Origin of the sequence: Nicoliella lavandulae, assembly GCF_037546185.1 — a bacterium.
Taxonomy (GTDB): domain Bacteria; phylum Bacillota; class Bacilli; order Lactobacillales; family Lactobacillaceae; genus Nicoliella; species Nicoliella lavandulae.
Genome location: NZ_JAWMWH010000001.1, coordinates 596,445 through 609,689 on the forward strand (window position 1 = coordinate 596,445; position 13,245 = coordinate 609,689).

Genomic DNA, 13,245 nt, shown 5'->3' on the forward strand with positions numbered 1-13,245 from the left:
AGCCTCCTATAAAATTCAATACATTGTTAATACATTCACAATATATCATCTTTTAGATCATAAATAAACCATAATTGTTAATAAATAAAGTATCGTGTACTTGTGAATATTTCCCAATCAATGTTTTTTAAGTCAATAGGTAAATGATTGATTTTGATTCGAATTGTTTGAACTGAATGGAATCAGAGTAAAATATACAGTTTTGCAAGACCGATGCCTGATTAAAAACTGATTAAATAAGCATTTTAAATCATTAATTTCTGAGAAATATTACAAAATATGCAGAAATGAGACAATATTTTGTATATTTTAGGCTTTTAAATAATCAGTAATACCGGCTTACTAAGTTTAAATTATTACAGAACTGTTACAATTTTACAAAAACCCCGTATTTATTTAATATACACGATATTTTGGTGTAATAACTCGTAGGTAGAATACTCACAGTTAATCAATTTGGATTAACGTTTTTCAAGCGAACGAACTAGAAAACGATATCAAGGAAACGATATCCAGTGATTATGTTTTGTTATTTACAAAGGAGAGATTTTTATCTTACGGAATAAGAACTTAAAGAGAATTTTAGCTTCAACTACTGTTGCTGCCGGATTATTTGTTGCTGGTGTTGGTGCCGCTAAGGCAGATGCATCAACTAAGGTTACTATTAAGTCAGGTGATACGCTCTGGGGTATTTCACGTCAATACAACGTTGACTTAAAGGCTTTACAAAGTGCAAATAACTTAAATGACAATTCTGTTATTTACGTTGGTGAAACTTTAGTATTACCAGATAACGGCAATACCACTGTTACTAATTCAGCTGCTCCTCAAAGCAGCTTTGCAGCACAAAGTAGTAATGCTAGCAACTACCAACCAAATGTAGCTACTAGTTCTTCATACAACAACACTACTACTAGCTCATACAGCACTACTAGTGCTAACACTACTGCTAACACAGCTACTACCAATACTAGTACTACTACTGGTGATGATGCTTCTGCTAAGGCTTGGATTGCTAACCAAGAATCTGGTGGTTCATACTCAGCTACTAATGGTCAATACGTTGGTAAGTATCAATTATCATCATCATACTTAAATGGTGATTACTCTGCTGCTAACCAAGAAAAGGTTGCTGATTCATACGTAGCTTCACGTTACGGTTCATGGTCTGCTGCTAAGTCATTCTGGCAAAGCCACGGTTGGTACTAAGATTTAGGATCAAACCAATTAATTAAAAAATACATTTTATGAAACGACGAATTTAATTTCGTCGTTTTTTTATTGGCTTTTTACTTGATTGCTTACAAAAAGTAAGCTAAACTATAGGTAGTTAATCTTAATCAATAAAGGAGCGAATTAATTATGAAATACGGAATTACTGCTACGACCGGTCACTTTGGCCAAACTGCTTTTGCAGAATTAGCTAAATTAGTGCCATCATCAGACATTGTTGCCTTAGTTAGAAATGTTGATAAGGCTAAGCAAATGCTACCTGCTGGCACTGAAATTAGACCAGCTGATTACACTCAATTAGACCAACTAAACGATTCATTTAAGGGCATTGATAAGCTATTATTTGTATCATCTCAACCGGGACCTGGCATGCCTAGAAGCGAACAACACCACAACGTTGTTGAAGCTGCTAAACAAGCCGGAGTTCAATTTATCGCATATACTAGTTTCCCAGATGCTGATCATGCTAAGTCATTCTTAGCTGAAGACCATAAAAAAACTGAACAATGGATTAAGGAATCAGGAATTAAGCACTCATTTATGCGTAATAACTGGTACTTACAAAATGAACTTAGTACCATTAAATTAGCAGTTCAAACTGGTAATTTCCCATATTCTGCAGAAGATGGAAAAGCAGGCTGGACACGTGAGGAAAACTACGCTAAGGCGGGCGCAAAGGTCTTAACGTTAGATAACCCTAAGGACGTTTATGAATTCGGTGGTAAGCCGGTTTCATACCCAGAATTGATTGAAGAATTGACAGCAGCTAGTGGTCAAGAAATTTCACCAGTACCATTAACTGATGCTGATTATCGGGATCAATTATTAAAGGGTGGTTTGGATGAACAAACTGCTGGCTTTATCATTGGGGTTCAAGATTTAATTAAAGATGGTGAATTAGACGTCCCATCAAATGATTTAAATGATGTCTTAGACGGTAAATTAGAAGCTTTATCCGAAGGCATGGCTAAGCTATTAAAATAGTTTCACTAAACTAAAAAACCTCGTTAGCATGATGATATGCTAACGAGGTTTTTTAGTTTTTAATTAGTGTAAAATTACATAATCCACAGTCTTAATGGCAGAAACATCCTTACCACCAGCGTATGAAATGGATGATTGTAAGTCTTCTTGCATTTCGCGAAGGGTATCCTTAATGTCACCACGGTATGGGATTAACATTTGCTTACCTTCAACGTTTTTGTATTCACCCTTTTGGGTATCTGAAGCAGAGCCCCAGTATTGCTTGTATTGCTTACCTTCAATGGTAAGTACGCTACCAGGTGATTGTTCATGACCAGCGAACATGGAACCGATCATTGTCATCGTAGCACCAAAGCGAATGGACTTAGCGATATCACCGTTAGTCCGTAAACCACCATCGGCAATGATTGGTTTACGAGCAGCTTTGGAACACCAGTTAAGGGCAGCTAATTGCCAACCACCAGTTCCAAAACCAGTTTTAAGCTTAGTGATACATGCCTTACCGGGTCCAATTCCAATCTTAGTAGCATCAGCACCGGCATTTTCAATTTCGCGGACTGCATCAGGAGTTCCAAGGTTACCAGCAATTAAGAAACTTTCTGGTAATTTGGCCTTGATGTATTTGATCATTTTAATTACAAAGTCTGAATGACCATGTGCTACATCAATAGTGATGTATTCTGGCTTCAAACCGTCTTCAACTAGTTCATCGATAAAGTCATATTCGCTGTCTTTGATTCCAACACTAATGGATGCGAATAAACCTTTTGATTGCATGTCTTTGATAAAGTCAACCCGCTTTTCAGGTTGGAAACGGTGCATTACGTAGAAGTAGTCATTAGATGCTAGCCATTCAGCTAATTCTTCGTTAATTACCGTTTGCATGTTAGCAGGCACGACTGGTAACTTAAATGTCTTGGGACCAAGAGTTACAGTCGTGTCAGCTTCCTTACGACTCTTAATAATACACTTACTTGGGATTAATTGGATATCTTCGTAGTCAAATACTTTCATTTTGTACGCCTCCGTTAAATAAAAAACAATAATAACAATGGGGGTTACTTGTCAGCAGTGTCCCATGCGTTAATCATGATGTTAGTAGCATCACGATCTGGACCAACCGCGAAGGTATCAAGTTTGATACCAACTAGTTCGCTAACACGCTTTAAATAATTTTGTGCATTGACTGGTAATTCGTCAACCGTCTTACACTTAGTGATATCTTCGTCCCAACCAGGTAGTTCTTCGTATACTGGTTCGCAACGTTCAAGCACTGAATTATTAGCGGGGTAGTTTTCAATGATTTCACCATCAACTTTGTACTTAGTAGCAATTTTAATGGTCTTCAATCCTGAAAGAACGTCTAAACAGTTTAATGATAGGTAAGTTAATCCAGATACACGCTTAGCATGGCGTAAAACCACTGCATCAAGCCAACCAATTCTCCGTGGTCGCTTAGTAACTACACCGTATTCATGAGCAATATCACGAATCCGATCAGCTACTTCATCGTGAAGTTCAGTTGGGAATGGACCATCTCCAACTCTAGAAGTATATGCTTTACATACTCCGATGACTTCATTGATCCGACTAGGACCCACACCTACACCAACTGCGGCACCACCGGCAATTGGGTTTGAGGATGTAACGAATGGGTAAGTCCCATGATCGACATCTAACATTACACCTTGAGCACCTTCAAATAAGACATGCTTGCCTTCATCTAAGGCATCGTTAATTAATAATGAAGTATCAGTAACGTACTTCTTGATTTGTTGACCATATTCATAGTATTCATCGAAAATGTCTTCAAATTTTAAAGGTTCTTCGTCGAATAATTTGGTTAAAAATTGGTTCTTAATCTTGAGGGCTTGGCGTAATTTTTCAGCAAAAGTGTCCTTATCAATTAAGTCAGCAACTCTAATTCCGATTCGTTCCAACTTATCCATGTAAGCAGGACCGATTCCCTTATTAGTAGTTCCAATTTTTTCATCCTTTAGCTTTTCTTGTAAGCCGTCGAATAAAATGTGATAAGGCATAATTACGTGACTTCTACTGGAGATGCGAAGGTTATCAGTATCAATTCCATTATCATTTAGATACTTCAATTCACTAAGGAGTGATTTAGGGTTAACAACAACCCCGTTTCCAATCACACTTAGCTTGTCATTAAAGAAGATTCCAGAAGGAATTAAGGAAAGATGTAATTCTTTCCCGTCGATAACGATCGTATGACCGGCATTGTCCCCACCAGAGTAGCGAACAATCATGTCGGCACGCTGACTTAAAAAGTCAGTAATTTTTCCCTTTCCTTCGTCTCCCCATTGGCTTCCAACGATAACAATTGATGACATATAAACACCTCGTAGAATTTTTTGAGTTGCTTAAAATTAAGCAACCTATAAGATTTTACCATTAAAAAATAAAAAATCAAGAACAATGGAGGTTTTTTAAAAAATAAAGTTCGGATTTAAAACAATTTTAAGAGCTTGAATAATAAATATTCACTTTTTTCCGAAAATTAACGTGGTTTTGTGTTATAATAATTGCGTAAATGAAATTTAAATAAAAGGTGATTAGCTAATGATAGATCGATATACACGAAGTGAAATGGGCCAAATTTGGTCTAAGCACAATCAATTTAAAGCTTGGTTAGAAGTAGAAATTGCGATTGACGAAGCTTGGTCAAAATTAGGCCATATTCCGGCTGAAGATGTTGAGAAGATTAAAAAGAATGCTAAGTTTGATGAAAATCGAATTGCTGAAATTGAATCAGTTACGCATCATGATGTTGTCGCGTTTACCAGAAATGTATCAGAATCATTAGGACCTGAAAAGAAATGGGTTCACTTTGGGGTTACTAGTACTGATGTTGTTGATACCTCATATGGACTTCGTTTCAAACAAGCAAACGAAATTTTAAGAAAAGATATTCAAGAATTAATCGATGTGATTGCTAAACAAGCAGTTAAGTACAAAGATACGGTAATGATTGGTCGGACTCATGGGGTCCAAGCCGAACCAACGACCTTTGGACTAAAGATTGCTCGTTGGTATTCAGAAATGAAACGCAACCAAAAACGGTTTGAAGAAACTTCTAAAGAAGTAGAAGCTGGTAAGATTTCGGGTGCAGTGGGAACTTTTGCTAATATTCCTCCATTTGTGGAAGAATACGTTTGTAAAAAGTTAGGCATTCGTGCTCAAGAAATTTCTAGCCAAATTCTACCCCGTGATCTACATGCTGATTACGTTGGCACATTGGCATTGATTGCTACTAGTTTGGAAGAATTTGCGACTGAAATTCGGGGTCTTCAACGTTCTGAAGTTCACGAAGTGGAAGAACACTTTAATGCTGGTCAAAAGGGTTCATCTGCAATGCCACATAAGCGGAATCCAGTTGGTTCAGAAAACATCTGTGGACTAGCACGGGTAGTTCGTGGTCACATGGTTACTGCATTTGAAGATGTTCCACTATGGCACGAACGGGATATTTCCCATTCATCCGCTGAACGGATTATTATGCCAGATACCACCATCCTATTAGACTACATGCTCCATCGGTTTACTGGTATCTTGAGAGACTTAACTGTATTCCCAGATCGGATGAAATCCAACATGCAAATTACCCACGGCTTAATTTATAGCCAACGAGTAATGTTGAAATTAATCGATAGTGGAATGACTCGTGAAGCTGCTTATGACTTAGTTCAACCATTAACTGCTAAGTCATGGGATGAAAGTCTTCCATTTAAAGAACTAGTTGAAAACAATAAGGAAATCACTAGTCATCTTTCTAAAGCTGATATTGAAGATGCCTTTGATTATCATTATCACATTCGTCGTGCGGATGAAGTAATGAAACGAATTGGTTTATTAAAATAATTAGTTAATTTAAAAACACTTGTATTATATGATACAAGTGTTTTTTTACATAAATAAATAATGATTCAGTAGTTAGTATACTAAACCTGTGAATTAAAATATGTTACAATTAGGTTGTAGTAAATATCGATTTAATTGGATACACATAGTAAACATATTGATAAAGGGGAAGGCGGCTATGAAATACTTAATTAAAATTATTGATAACAGCAGTATGGCATTAACATGTGCCCTTGTGCTTTTGCTAGCGGGTAAATTACAGTCTTTATCTTTGGCATGGGCGTTTATACTGGTTCTGGTATTAATTATCGTTATGTTCATTAGATTTGCAATGATTTCTGGTGAACCCACTTGTAAACAAAACATGCTTTTCAATTCAGCCGTCTTAATTATGATTATTGTAACGATATGTTCATACTTATTTGTACAAAATGCATAGTGATTAGCTGTCCGATTTATTAAGATTAACGACTTTTCTCATTAAACCGAGATGAGTCGTTTTTTCTATGGTAATATTAATTATTGAAAAGTTTAATGATTACGGAGATGAATTAATTTGCAAAAGAGAACCCAACGAAAGCGTCACTTAAAGTATTGGATTAGTGGCGGAATCGTTTTAGCAGCCGTTGTGATTGGTGGGGCATTTGGCTATTATCATTTAAAGTATTCAGTGAATACTTACTACGTTAACAGTTCAGCGATTTTATATGCAAAAGAAGACACGAACAGTAAACCATTATCCTATCTTGGACGTAATTCAGCAGTGACACGGCAAGGAAAGGGATATTCCAAATGGATGAAAGTTACATACAAGGGTGCCTATGGAACGAAGCATGGGTATATTCTTGGTACGAAACTTTCAAAAGTTGGCTTTAAATATGCTCAAAAGGGCACTGCTTATTATAAGAGTGCTGATGCAACTAGCACTGCCGGTAAGATTACTGATCATAACGTGTTAGTTCACACCGATGCAACTTCCGGAAAAGTGGCTACCGATTATGATGGGAATAAAATATATGTAGATGCTAGTAAGCTAACTGCTAAGCCGGTGACGTTTAGTGATAGTTATGGGACTAATCACTATACTCGTTATAATATGAAGAAAATTGCTGCTGCTGCTAAGCAGAAGAAGTATCAAGTGCCTAGTTTTAAGGGAATGAGTATTTCAGATATTACCAACGCCCGTGGAATTAATCGGCATCACCCTAGTAAAACTGATCAACTGGATGTTTGGGACAGTTGGCCCCTACAGGATAAAAATGGTAATTTAGTTAATTACCACGGTTATCATGTGGTCTTTGCAATGGCCGGTGATCCAGTGACTAACTTTAATGATAGTGGTGCTGAATGGGGAGCTTCCATTTACATGTTCTACCAAAGTGTGAATAGCGATACCAGTGATATTTCATCCTGGAAGAATGCTGGAAAGGTATTTAACACACGGACTGAAGGTAGTACTGGCTCTAAGTATTTGAAGGAAGAAACGGAAGAATGGTCCGGATCAAGTATTCAAACTGGTAATAACACCATGCGACTCTTCTATACTGCCTTTTCTGGTGCTAAAAAGTACGGCGGAAATGGTCAAAACCAACAAGTGCTTTCGACGGCTCAATTAACGGTTAATGCAACTAGCAATGGATTAGTAATTGATCACAGTAAGACGACTGATCATAAACCAATTTTCTATGGTGATGGAAAGTACTATCAAAACATGAAGCAAACCCAAGGTGAAGCCATGCGCTTCACTGCTGATGACCATACATTACGTGATCCACACTTTATTGAAGACAATGGTCACAAGTACTTAGTCTTTGAAGGAAATACTGGAACTAAGTTTAGTGGCGCAGCATATAGTGACAATAATAACTATAATTATGCTAATATTGGTGGCAGTAAGAAGTACCAAAAGAAGGTTCAAAAACAATTAGTTAAGAATCGGAATACTTGGAACGGAATTCGGAACCAATATGCGAATGGTGCACTGGGAATTATTGAGTTAAATAATGATTATACCGTTAAGAAAATTATGAAGCCGCTAGTGACATTTAACGGGGTTGATGATGAAGCCGAACGCCCAAACGTCTTTAAGAAGGATGGCAAGTGGTATCTCTTTACCGACACGCGAGGAAGCCGTCTCTTAAAGAAGACAGCTAATAAAAGAGGTATTTATATGTTAGGATTTGTGGCTGATAAGCTAACCGGCCCATACAAACCATTGAATAATGGTAGCGGCGTGGTCTTATCATCGACTGATTTAAACCAACGCAGTCGGACGTATACTTATTCTTACTTTGTAATTAATAACCAAGATAGTAATAATCTCGTGGTCACTAGTTATATGACCCATGCCGGAAATGCTAAACGGTACGGTGGTCACTCAACGTTTGCCCCTAGTTTCTTGATCAATATTAATGGTGATAAAACTAGTGTTGTAGCTAATTCAATCTTGCCACAAGGGGCATTAACTGCTGGGGTATTTGCTAATACCAGTGGCACCACTGGGACAACTACAAATACAATGGCGAACACCACAAGTCCATTTACACAAAATCAGAACTAAAATGGAAGGGTGGTAATTGGATGAAATTTAAATATCATTTTAAACGGCACCATCACTTTAACTTAAATTGGTTAATCGCATCCACAACGGCGATGGCAATTCTAACGTTTTATAATTCAGAGCTAAATGCACATTCATCTGCATCAGCAGATATTTTTCCAACCATTAATTTAGGTGAAAACGCAGTACAACTAGCTCAAAGTCAAGTAAGCAGTGTAGCAGGCCTTAGTACTCAGGTAGTTGGCCAAGTTGATAAACGTCAACAAAGCCAGTTTGCAATTTCTGCTAATGCTGCGAATAACGTGATTGCCACGGACCCGTTAAATGCAGTTCCATTGGGTGAGAATGCCTCCAATTCAATTATTCAAACCGCTACTAACATTGTGAATCGAGTAGTTTTGAATAAGCAGTTTAACGATGCCTATATTAATACTGATGCTAAACTATATAACAACCCAGTTGATAGTGATATTAGTGATTCGGTAGTGGCTGATAATGCGCAAGTTCAAACAGCAAATTACTTGGTTAAAAATAAGGTTCCAACCATGTACAATAATAATTTATACTACGTTAACCAAGACCAAGTGAAGACTCAAGAAACATCGACCCCCCTGAATAACAATACGTTTACTCAGCGCTATCACTATAATATTCCAACTGGATTTATGAATGATATTCAGTCCATCATTAAAATTGGTGATACATGGAACATCTATTACCTTTCAAATGATCAAAAGGATACGGGGAGTAATACCGAATGGGCATTGGTTCAAACTAAGGATTTTAAATCCTTTCGCAATGTAGGGATTGCAATTCCCCGCAACACTGGCGGTTGGGAATCAGCAGCCACTGGTTCCATTATTATGAATAATCAAAATGGACACATTATTAATAATAACGTGCCTGATAATGCACTCTTGGCCTTCTTTACTGGTTTTTCAAACGGATTGCAAAATGTGTATGAAGCATACTCTACCGATGGTGGAGTTACGTTTAAACCAGCCCAAGATGGTGCATTAATGACCCAGTATAATCAAGGGGGTGCCTTTCGGGACCCTAAAGTATTGTGGGATGCTAAAAATAATCAGTTAATTATGTATATTGCACAGGGGAACACTAATTCTGGTGGGAATCAAATTGCGACCTTTACGAGTCCAACGGGGATGCCAAACACTTGGAAGAATGTTGGTAACAGTGCTTCCTTTACCCCATCAATGAGTGACGATGCTCCTAGTATGCTAGAATGTCCAGTTGTTATCCCTAAGGTTTATGACCATGCAACTGGGCAGGAAAAAGCCGTCCTCTTTTTTAGTGGGGATGGCGGTAATGGTGGCAAGGGTGTCTTCTATCAAGTGGGTCACGTTGATGATAACGGATTATTTGTAGCGGATAGTAAAACAGTGCGCCGAATCGATAATGGTGCTGATGATTATGCTGCCAATTATGCTCCGCTGGATGATGAAGGCAAACAACTAATGATGATTGGTTGGATCGGGAATTGGAATCGGGATTATGGTGATTTCATGAAGGCGAATAATAACTATCACATTGGTTCATTCACATTACCACGGACGCTTACCCTAAATAATGGCGTTTTAAATGAACAGTTAGTGGCGCCAGCCAGTCAACGGTACTTCCATAAGAAGAATACCCATGGACTAACATTGAAGGGGACCAAGACCAGTAGTAAGATTGTGGTCACGTTTAAAAAGCCAGTGAAACAAAACGTATTTGCGATGATTCAAAGTGATACGACAACGAACGTCAATGTCTTTTCGAACGGGAAAAATAATCAACAAACAAACGTAACAATCTCACAACCATTTAGTCAACTTGGTGGTGCTGAGGACCTTTCGAACTTGTTAGACCGACCGGCAAAGAAGTTTATTTTCTACATTGATAAGAGTTCAATTGAAGTTTCGATTCCTGAATTAGGAAAGGTTTATACTATTTTGAAACTTTCCACTGATTCACAATTAAAATTTAATACGGAACATAAAGCGACTGTTTCAGCGTATCGCTTTAACTAAAAAATGTGAACTGAGCAGATACTCAGTTCACATTTTTTTAATTAAAGTAGGTTTTTAAGAAGTTACTAACTCGTTGTCGGTATTCCTTTGGTTTGAACCAGAAACTTTCAGCGTGCTTAGCACCCTTAACGATCCAAAGTTGCTTTGGTGAATCGGAAGCCCGATAATTTTCGTATGCCATATAAGTTGGTACATACGTATCTTCACTGCCATGGATGATTAGAATTGGCAAGTGGTTTTTCTTTAATTGCTTCGTGGTAGAGGCATCGTTCAGATAGTAGCCCAACCGCCGTTTGTTAATCGAACTAACCATCGCTTCGAACGGGTACTTCGGTAAGTTGTAGCGGAACTTGAGCAGGTAACCAAGTTCTTCACGCACGCTAGAGTACCCACAATCAGCAATAATGGCTTCGACTTGAACGGGGAGCTTAGTCCCGCTAAGCATGGAAACAATACCAGCTCCCATACTAACCCCGAATAATAGGATTCGACAGTCACTACCAAGCCGATCAACTAATTTATTGAACCATGATTGGTAGTCCTTTTGGTCTAACCAGCCAAAACTAACGTATTTACCAGCACTTTCACCATGTCCACGATCATCGGGCATTAAAATATTGAAGCCCATTTCGTAAAACATTTTAGCGTAGCCAGACATGGTCTCACGAGTTCCGTTATAACCATGGGCAATTACAACGGTCTTCTTTGTCTTGTTTTCATTTGGAATGTAAGTGGCTACCATCGTTTCACCAGTGGCAGGCTCAAAATTATGCCAGGTTTCTTTATGAATGTGTTTGTACCACTTTAAACCATGGTAGTATTCCTTAGCATATGGCAATAGCGTTTTGGATGGACGGGGTTTTTTAGTCCGCCGAGCCATCCCAATTTTGAAAAAGTACTCACTGAGGGCAAAGCTACCAGCGGCAGCTGCAATCGGTAGTCCTAAAACTAATGGTAGTTTAGAGTGTTTAGCCATAATAATCCCTCCCAAAATAGAAATTAGTCTAAGTATTCAGCCCGTAATTTTTGGACGTCTGAATCACTTAGGTTGAGATATTCATGAATAAAGTTATCCATGTTACCGTAAAGCTCCTTAATTTTATTCATAGCAGCATTGTAATAATCAATGGAGACGGTGTAAAGAGCATTTACGTTTTCCTTAAAAATATTATTAATATTGTAACGTTCATAGTGTTGAATTTGTTTTTGCACATATGGTTTCATTTGTTCAGCAGACGCTAAGTAATCTTTTTTAATGTCTTCTTCCTTAACCCCTAATACAAATAGTAGCATTACAATACCCATTCCAGTTCGGTCTTTACCTTGGGAACAATGCATTAATGAGCATCCGTTAGGATCCTTCAATAATCTTTGGAAAAGGTTGCGGTATGAATTACGCGCAATTGGACTTTCAATTAGGTTTTCGTAAACGTGTTTCATGTGTAATTTACCAATTGTAGGATCTTCGGAATAGCGTTGCAACATTACATCTGCTGTGCGTCGTTCTTTTTGTTCAAAAATTGGGTTTTGTGAGTATTTAACGCCATCAGGCACTAAGTCGGGTTCTGAATCACGTTCCATTTTAGAACGTAAGTCAATATCATTAGTAATACCATAGTTTTTTAAGTATGCCTGGTCTTTAGCATCTAGCTCCGCTAAATTACCGGAACGAATGATCTTATGCCACTTGGTAGTGTGACCATCATTGGTTGGATAACCACCGATGTCACGGAAGTTATAACCATTCTTAATATCTAATAACCGTTTATTCTCTGTCATTATTATTCACTCTTTCGTAATCATCTAAAATTCTTCTAATTCCATTTTAAAAGAAATACATTAAATAAGATACTAATATTATTCATAAAATAAAAAAGGTTAAATATTGACACCGTGTCACCAGGATGATAAACTTTAAATTAACATATGACATAGTGTCACCACGAAAGGAAGTTACTTATGCCAACTAAAACATTTACTAATTTAAATCAAACGAAACAAGACGCAGTGTTCAACGCATTGTTAAATGAATTTTCTCAGTACAAACTATCCGAAGCCCAAGTGGCTAGAATAATTAAAGATTGTGATATCGCTCGTGGTTCATTTTATAAGTATTTTGGAGATATTACTGATAGTTATAATTACACACTCAAGCGTGTGTTGGATAAAGTCCATTTTGATGTTTTCACAATGATTAAACATGAAACAAATAATACCCTAGATAGTTTTTATCAAGCTACAGCTAATTTTATTGATGAAATTAATCATTCTAAGTATCGTGAATTTTACCGAATGTACGTTGCTTACAATCAGTATGATTTAAAAGCACCATCTTTTGATTATCATCAATTAGCTAAGGATGCATTGATAATGTACGTTAATGGTCAGCAAATCGATGACCTAAATAGCATTGCGGTAATTTATAAGACAGCGACTGATGCTAGTCATAACGTCATTAGAGCTGTTTTATTAGGTGCTGATCAATCAGAGGAATTAAATGATTTGAAGACCCTCTTTAAGGTCTTGAGCTTAGGAGTAGTGAAGGAGTCGGTTTAA

At 37.4% G+C, this 13,245-nt stretch carries 10 protein-coding genes; 6 read left to right on the plus strand and 4 right to left on the minus strand.

What is annotated here, in order from left to right; translation table 11 throughout:
* Positions 1 to 579: 579 nt before the first annotated feature.
* The gene (gene apf / locus R4146_RS08935; protein ID WP_507237301.1) at positions 580 to 1,209 is read left to right on the plus strand and encodes an aggregation-promoting factor; all 630 of its coding nucleotides are present in this window, start codon (positions 580 to 582) and stop codon (positions 1,207 to 1,209) included.
* 153 nt (positions 1,210 to 1,362) lie between these two features.
* Positions 1,363 to 2,217: an NAD(P)H-binding protein gene (locus R4146_RS02755; RefSeq protein WP_339959920.1), complete on the plus strand. Its 855-nt coding sequence runs from the start codon at positions 1,363 to 1,365 to the stop codon at positions 2,215 to 2,217.
* 63 nt (positions 2,218 to 2,280) lie between these two features.
* Here the strand turns inward: R4146_RS02755 and R4146_RS02760 are convergent, their stop codons facing one another.
* Both R4146_RS02760 and R4146_RS02765 read right to left on the minus strand, forming a co-directional pair.
* A complete protein-coding gene (locus R4146_RS02760; protein ID WP_339959921.1) occupies positions 2,281 to 3,231 on the minus strand; it encodes a GMP reductase in 951 nt (316 codons plus the stop codon).
* Between the two features lie 44 nt (positions 3,232 to 3,275).
* Positions 3,276 to 4,571 (minus strand): adenylosuccinate synthase, encoded by a 1,296-nt coding sequence (locus R4146_RS02765; protein WP_339959922.1) that lies wholly within the window; start codon positions 4,569 to 4,571, stop codon positions 3,276 to 3,278.
* Between the two features lie 229 nt (positions 4,572 to 4,800).
* Between R4146_RS02765 and purB the strand changes: the two genes are divergently transcribed.
* The 3 genes from purB to R4146_RS02780 all read left to right on the plus strand — a co-directional run bounded on the left by purB (position 4,801) and on the right by R4146_RS02780 (position 10,689).
* Positions 4,801 to 6,099, plus strand: a complete 1,299-nt coding sequence (gene purB / locus R4146_RS02770; RefSeq protein WP_339959923.1) for an adenylosuccinate lyase — start codon at positions 4,801 to 4,803, stop codon at positions 6,097 to 6,099.
* Positions 6,100 to 6,655: 556 nt separating this feature from the next.
* Positions 6,656 to 8,659 carry a glycoside hydrolase family 68 protein gene (locus tag R4146_RS02775; RefSeq protein WP_339959924.1) on the plus strand — a complete coding sequence of 668 codons (2,004 nt, stop codon included), beginning with the start codon at positions 6,656 to 6,658 and terminating at the stop codon, positions 8,657 to 8,659.
* Positions 8,660 to 8,679: 20 nt separating this feature from the next.
* The gene (locus tag R4146_RS02780; RefSeq protein ID WP_339959925.1) at positions 8,680 to 10,689 is read left to right on the plus strand and encodes a glycoside hydrolase family protein; all 2,010 of its coding nucleotides are present in this window, start codon (positions 8,680 to 8,682) and stop codon (positions 10,687 to 10,689) included.
* A 37-nt stretch (positions 10,690 to 10,726) separates the two neighbouring features.
* Here R4146_RS02780 and R4146_RS02785 read toward each other — a convergent pair whose 3' ends face one another.
* Together R4146_RS02785 and R4146_RS02790 are read right to left on the minus strand one after the other, a co-directional pair.
* Positions 10,727 to 11,665, minus strand: coding sequence for an alpha/beta hydrolase (locus R4146_RS02785; RefSeq protein ID WP_339959926.1), 939 nt, complete (start codon positions 11,663 to 11,665; stop codon positions 10,727 to 10,729).
* A gap of 23 nt (positions 11,666 to 11,688) precedes the next feature.
* The gene (locus R4146_RS02790; protein ID WP_339959927.1) at positions 11,689 to 12,468 is read right to left on the minus strand and encodes a tyrosine-protein phosphatase; all 780 of its coding nucleotides are present in this window, start codon (positions 12,466 to 12,468) and stop codon (positions 11,689 to 11,691) included.
* A 180-nt stretch (positions 12,469 to 12,648) separates the two neighbouring features.
* Between R4146_RS02790 and R4146_RS02795 the strand changes: the two genes are divergently transcribed.
* Positions 12,649 to 13,245: a TetR/AcrR family transcriptional regulator gene (locus tag R4146_RS02795; protein WP_339959928.1), complete on the plus strand. Its 597-nt coding sequence runs from the start codon at positions 12,649 to 12,651 to the stop codon at positions 13,243 to 13,245.

Bases quoted from the DNA above. Each gene is read 5' to 3' on its own strand.
- R4146_RS02765 (WP_339959922.1), bottom strand. From the start codon at position 4,571: ATGTCATCAATTGTTATCGTTGGAAGCCAATGGGGAGACGAAGGAAAG.
- purB (WP_339959923.1), top strand. From the start codon at position 4,801: ATGATAGATCGATATACACGAAGTGAAATGGGCCAAATTTGGTCTAAG.
- R4146_RS02795 (WP_339959928.1), top strand. From the start codon at position 12,649: ATGCCAACTAAAACATTTACTAATTTAAATCAAACGAAACAAGACGCA.
- R4146_RS02760 (WP_339959921.1), bottom strand. From the start codon at position 3,231: ATGAAAGTATTTGACTACGAAGATATCCAATTAATCCCAAGTAAGTGT.
- R4146_RS02790 (WP_339959927.1), bottom strand. From the start codon at position 12,468: ATGACAGAGAATAAACGGTTATTAGATATTAAGAATGGTTATAACTTC.
- R4146_RS02780 (WP_339959925.1), top strand. From the start codon at position 8,680: ATGAAATTTAAATATCATTTTAAACGGCACCATCACTTTAACTTAAAT.
- R4146_RS02785 (WP_339959926.1), bottom strand. From the start codon at position 11,665: ATGGCTAAACACTCTAAACTACCATTAGTTTTAGGACTACCGATTGCA.
- R4146_RS02755 (WP_339959920.1), top strand. From the start codon at position 1,363: ATGAAATACGGAATTACTGCTACGACCGGTCACTTTGGCCAAACTGCT.